This is a genomic window from Thiomicrospira sp., from assembly GCF_014859555.1.
GTDB lineage: Bacteria > Pseudomonadota > Gammaproteobacteria > Thiomicrospirales > Thiomicrospiraceae > Thiomicrospira.
The window spans coordinates 1-6,107 of the sequence record NZ_JACUTY010000078.1 but is presented as its reverse complement, the minus strand read 5'-3'; the positions used below and the strand labels follow the sequence as shown (position 1 = coordinate 6,107).

Genomic DNA, 6,107 nt, shown 5'->3' with positions numbered 1-6,107 from the left:
AAGTTCGCTTATTCTAACCGAAACCCGTTAAGCGCCCAAGCCTAAACCACCAGGCCTGGTGGTTTAACTTATCCGATTACCACTTGATTTCGACCGTTATGTTTAGCTTGGTAAAGTGCCGCATCCGCGCGTTTAAGCAGCGCTTGAACTTGGGCATCATCAGTGACCACGCTGGTCGCGACGCCTATACTGATGGTGACATGATCAGCCACGTCAGAAAACTCGTGTTTTAAATTTAACTCCGAGATCGCTTGATGCAGTTCGTTCGCAACTTGTAATCCCCCATCCAAAGGTGTTTCCGGCAAAATCACCGCAAACTCCTCACCCCCATAACGCGCCAATAAGTCATTCGGCCGCTTAATCACTAAACGCATGCCTCGGGCAACTTGAACCAAGCAGTCATCTCCCAAACCGTGACCATAATTATCGTTATAGGGTTTAAAGAAATCAACGTCAATCATAATAACAGTGGTGGGTTGCGCTGAACGCTGGGTTCGGCGCAACTGTTTGCTCATAAACGCATCAAAATGCCGACGGTTTGCAATGTGTGTTAAGCCGTCAATATGCGACAACTCTTCTAACAGATCAGTTTTCAGCTTAAGGCTTAAATGGTTTCGCACTCGCGCTTTAACAATTGGCAGATGGAAGGGCTTGGTAATATAATCCACCGCGCCTAAATTTAGGCCGCGCTCTTCTTCGTCCACTTCATTTAACGAGGTCACAAAAATAACCGGAATTCCGCTGATTTTAGGGTTCGACTTAAGCTCTCGACACACTTCATAACCATCTATTTCGGGCATCATGATATCCAATAAAACAAGATCAGGCGGATTATCCGAGTTGGCAATCTCAATCGCTTTTTGACCGCTGGTGGCAACTTTAATCCGATAGTCGTCTTGCAACGCATTCGCCAATACTTGGATGTTGGATGTCATGTCATCCACGATGAGTAAGCTATGTTGCGGTTCGTTATCATTCATATGCAACGTCCTTATAATCGGTGTTTTCGAGTTTAAGCTGCGATGAAATAGAGGCTAGCAAATGTTCGGCGTGCGTAAAATCAAAACGCTGCAAGGCCTGCTCAAGTTCCTGTTGATCTCGCGTTAATGCTTCTGGCAGCAAACTAAAAAATGCCGTTAACGTATCGGTATTAATGTATTCACTTGCTTGAACCGAGGATAACAACGTACTTAACATGGCACGTGCTTTTTCCAAGTTAACTTGACTGACATTAAGAGTTGGTTCGCAGCCCTTGGCCGCTAGCCAGCCATCAATTGACTTCTGGGCTTGCTTCATCGCCGTATCTAACGCTTTAATCAAACGTGCTTGGGCAGGTTGACGCTTCTTAACTAAGCCATCTATGCGTGCCGCTAACTCCGTCAAATCTTGCGCTCCCAGGTTCGAGGCTACGCCTTTGAGCCCATGTGCTAAGGTTTCAGCCTTTAACCACATGGTTTCATCGTCAGCTTTCTCTAGGTTTTTTAAGGCGATCGGTAATTGAGCAAATTCGCCGCCTAACTGAGCCGAAAATTGGGTCAAGAGTTTCTCATACAACAATTGATTGCCTTGCAGTTGAGCTAATCCTTTAACCAAATTAAAGCCGTCAATTTTCTGTAGCGACATGTCCGAGGTTTCTTGGTGGACGTGGGGCGGTAAGTCAACCAACCATTGGCTCAGCGTATGATACAGTTGTGCGCTATCAATCGGTTTTCCTAGATGGGCATTCATACCGGAATCCAAAGCTTTAGTGCGATCCTCGATCATCGCCGCCGCCGTTAACGCAATAATTGGTGTCGTTTGATCAAACTCACGTATTGCTCTTGTAGCTTGGTAGCCATCCATAATAGGCATTTGAACATCCATCAAAATCGCATCAAAATGCTGTTTTTTTGCTAGCTCAAGTGCTTGCTGGCCGTTCTGCGCAACATCAACATTGAGCCCCATAATGCGTAACATACTCAAGGCTATTTCTTGGTTAATGAGGTTATCTTCTACCAATAATATGTCGCCAGACAAACTTTTTTTCTGGATTGACAATTGAATCATGCTTTGGCTTAGCTCATTTATTTCCTCGTCTGAGCAAATTTCAAATGGCATGGCAAAATAAAAACAACTGCCTTTCGCTGGTTGACTGTCAATAATAATACCGGGGCTGCCCATGGCTTGAGCCATGCGCTGACTGATGACCAGCCCCAATCCAGAGCCGCCATGTTGCCTTGTAATGGTATTATCTGCCTGACTAAATGGCTTAAATAAATTAGCTTGTTGAATCGGCGTCATGCCAATGCCGGTGTCGATCACTTTAAAACTTAAACAAGTCTGATTAGATGCGAGTTTATGATGTTGATTGTCCAACTCAACTTTTAATCGCACTTCGCCCTGCGAGGTAAATTTAATTGCATTGCTCAGTAAGTTCATAAGTATCTGACGTAAACGCAGATCATCACCTCTATAAGCTTGCGCTAAGCTGGGATCAATATCCCAAACCAAACTTAGCCCTTTTTGCTCAGCCGCATCACTAAATAAGTTGGACAACTGATCCAATACACCATCAAACCAAAATGGCTGACGCTCTATATTTAAGTGCCCAGACTCAATTTTAGAAAAGTCTAAAATATCATTTAACACACCCAATAAAGAACGGCCGGACTGCAGAATCTTATTTAACTGGCTGCGTGTGAGCTTGCTTAGGTCTTGATTTAACGCAAGTTCGCTCAAACCTAAAATAGCGTTCATCGGCGTACGAATTTCATGGCTCATATTCGCCAAAAATTCTGACTTAGCACGGTCGGCCGCTTCGGCTTGTTGCCGAGCCAGCTTAATCGCCTCCTCGGCTTCTAACTGTTCGGTAATATCAAAACCGACCGATTGGAAATGACTGACTTGTCCTTTACCGTCAAAAAAGGCGCGGTGATGCCAGCGGATGGTACGAATTGAACCGTCTTTACGGTACAAAGTGCAGACAAAGTTTTGGCTGGGCTCATCAAGCGTACAGTTTTGCAAACTCTGCCAAGCGATGGCTTGTTGGGCTTCAAATAAAAAACTTATCCACACCATGCCCGGCATAACTTCTGGCGTGAGTCCAAAAAATTCGGCCAAAGCTTTGTTGACAAACAGCAGGCGGCCATTTGGTAAATAACGGCTAATGTAATAAGGATGGCTTTCAACAATATCCTGATACTGGGTTTGACTCAATTTAAGTTTGGTTTCAATTTCGACCTGCTGGGTAATATCTTGCATGGTGCCATTCGAGCGAATTGGTTGACCGTTGGACGCATAGTCGTGTTCACCCACTTCACGCATCCACTTGACGCGACCATCCGACATCAATATACGATGATTGACTTCATATTTTTTGTGTTGCTCGATCGAGTCTTTATAAGCATTCTCAAACATCACTTTATCTTCAGGGTGTACTTTCTCCAAAAAAAACTCGTAGGTTGGCGCAACCGACTGCGGGGGAAGTTCTAAAATATAAAAAATCTCATCCGACCACGTTAAGTTATTACGGTTTAAGTCCAATTCCCAACTGCCGATTTTGGCCATTTCTTGCGCTTTATTTAAGCGTTTCTGACTTTCTAATAGGTTTTGCTGGTTTTGTTTGCGCTCGGTGACATCCTGGCTAAACCCATACCAGACAACGCTATTATCCGTTTGTTTGGAAGGCGTGGCTTGGCCCTCTACCCAAATTTCTCGATCGGACAAACGCACGCGGAACTCTTGGTGCCAAATACTCAAGTTTTGTTTTGATTGCTCAATGCTGGCTTTCATTCGATCTAAATCGTCCGAGTGGATTTTTTCAAACAATAAGCTGGCATCTTTCACCACCTGTTCGGGATCCAGCTCATACAGATCACGAATACCCGGGCTAGAATAGGTAAAAGCACTACGACCATCTTCATAGGTAACAAACTGATAAATCATACCAGGCACGTTTTCAGCGATGCGATTGAGGCGTTGCTTTTCTTGGTACTGTTTATCTACATCCGTGTGTGTTCCGATCACACGTTGCGGCTTGCCTTGATGATCACGCTTAATCACACGCCCCCGATCCAACACCCACTTATACCGACCGTCTTTACAGAGCATACGGTGCGTGCTTTCATAAAAGTCGCTTTGTCCCTCTAAATGCGCTTTCAAGCCCGCAATCACGCTTGAGCGGTCCTCTGGATGAACGCGATCCTCCCACTCAGACAGCTGATCTAATATGTCGTCCTCCTCGTAGCCCAGTAGTTGTTTCCACTTGGCTGAAAAGTAGACTTTATCCTTATGAACATCCCAGTCCCATACACCTTGGTCTGTGCCTTCTAAAACCGAACGCCAGCGCTCTTCACTTTGCTGTAGTGTTTGCTCAACTTGTTTACGTGCGCTGATATTGTTAACCACACCTTGATAACCCACCACTTGTCCCGCCGAATTAAAAATGGCTTGGCCACTGGTGTTCAACCAGACCCATTGACCCTTTTTATGCACCGCCACATTTTCAAATTCATTGACCGAATCACCGGCTTTTAAACAGGCTAAAGTCGACTCTTTAAACGCCTTTCGGCCCTCCTCAGGGTGCAAATCGTAGTAGTGAACCTTGTTGATAAGCTCATGCGGTTGATAACCCAATACATTTTCAACTGTTGGACTAATATAGGTATATAAACCGTTTCGGTCTATCTCCCAAATTACTTGTCCCGATTGGCTCGCCACTGATGCGAAACGTTGTTTGATGTCCTGCAGCTGTTGTTTGGTTTCAACCTGTTCGGTTTGGTCAAGTAAATAACTGTAGAGTTTATCTGATTGGTTATTCAGGTCGTATTCGGCTCGGGTATAACAATACAGCCAGTGAACCTGATCTTTATGATCGACTGCACGGAAATGTTGTTCCCAGCTTGGCCGTTTTTGCTGAATATTCTGAGCTAACTCTTGCTGAACACGGGCTAAATCCTCCACGTACACTAAGCTTGAAACATCAAACCCGGCTTGTGTGTACTGACTGGGCGCAAAACCCAACATGGATTTAATATTTTCTGATACAAACTCAATCGGCCAACCATCCATCGCACGCCAAATCAGAACCGATACCGGCCCGGTCGCAAATAGATCACGCTCACGTTTAAGCCTGGCACGTTGATGCAATAATCGGTCGCTCCAGTCCTGATATACCACCGCCACCAAATCCTTTTGATGCAAGATACCACTGATATAACCATGTTCATTCACCACCACTAAACGCTTAATCTGTCGGCTACGGCTGATCATCAAAGCCTCAGGTAGCGTCATGCTTTCTGGGAACGTAATTAAGGGCGAAGTCATCGCGTGTTTTATAGACTGGTTCAAATCACTATTTTGATCCAATAACCGAATAATATCGCTTTGAGTAATGATACCGACGGGGTGAGTTTGGCTATCTTCGACAATCGCCGCTGACTGACTGGCTTGATTTAGATGGCTAAACACGGATTTGACCGAATCATCTGGTGCAACCCGAATAATTTGGCTTAAGCGAATTAGATCACCAATTAACTTGGTTTCTAATAATGCCTGCGTATCCAAACAAGAGGCCAAATCACTATAACTCACCACCCCCACCAGCTTTTGATTTTCATCAACCAGGCATAGGTGTTCATCCGGATGGTTTTTGATAATAGCTAAGCCATCTAAAACGTTGTCATCGGCCGATAATTGGGGAACAAAATTAAGGTTGGTCTGGTGCAGTGGGGTATCAAATGACCGTTTCGTGACTTGAAACTGGATCAGCTCTTTAGCCGTCAGGATTCTTAAACCAGCGGCACCGGTAACAATCACATCACGAATCTGGTGTTCGTGCATTAAATGCAGCGCTTGCTGAATGGTATGATCATCACTAATTGTGATCACATCCTGCGTAGCGACTTGTGATAACTTAGGAAAAAACACGATACCCCTTTAAACCAAATGACTGGCGAGACTTGGACTATCTATGTATTTTAATCATATTCTGACTTTTAAGCGGTGTTTTTTAACAACTAACGCCTAAAAACCTCCAATGTTATCAGTGACCTTTCGGTTTTTGATTGGTGCGTTTACGATGCCAAATTAATAGCGCTTTAAATACTTGTGGGTCTTTGATCATGGTA

The 6,107-nt window shown here is 44.5% G+C and carries 2 protein-coding genes; both read right to left on the bottom strand.

Annotation, left to right across the window (positions count from 1 at the left end; genetic code table 11):
• Window positions 1-68 precede the first annotated feature (68 nt).
• Entirely contained in the window at window positions 69-980 is a 912-nt protein-coding gene (locus IBX48_RS09535) for a diguanylate cyclase (protein ID WP_296833814.1), read from the bottom strand.
• Complete coding sequence (locus IBX48_RS09530; protein ID WP_296833812.1) at window positions 973-5,907, bottom strand: PAS domain-containing protein; 4,935 nt, start codon at window positions 5,905-5,907, stop codon at window positions 973-975. The genes IBX48_RS09535 and IBX48_RS09530 overlap by 8 nt, the downstream gene beginning before the upstream one ends.
• Between the last annotated feature and the right edge of the window lie 200 nt (window positions 5,908-6,107).